At 64.9% G+C, this 245-nt stretch carries 1 pseudogene; it reads right to left on the minus strand.

Annotated features, from left to right (window positions below):
• Nucleotides 1-126, minus strand: a pseudogene (locus G8O24_RS44920) (molybdopterin-dependent oxidoreductase); the annotation flags it as partial.
• Nucleotides 127-245 lie beyond the last annotated feature (119 nt).

A 245-nucleotide genomic window follows, 5' to 3' on the forward strand; every position in this document is an offset into this window, starting at 1 on the left:
GCTGGTGGCGCGTACCTTGAGCTCGACCTGGCCTGCGGCGAGCTTCACCGGCAGCTTCCATTCGCGGAACGAGTAGTTGCCGAGATCCTTGCCGAGCTTGGCGGAAGCCCAGGTCTTGCCGCCATCGCCTTTGCCCTCGCCGTCACGCTAGGTTCGTCCCTTGCCGCGCCGGTCGACTACAAGACCCCTGACGAGACGGCAGCCTTCAGGCCGGGCCCCAATCTCGAAATGGTGCAGGGCAATTG

This window comes from Bradyrhizobium campsiandrae (genome assembly GCF_014529705.1).
Taxonomy (GTDB): domain Bacteria; phylum Pseudomonadota; class Alphaproteobacteria; order Rhizobiales; family Xanthobacteraceae; genus Bradyrhizobium; species Bradyrhizobium campsiandrae.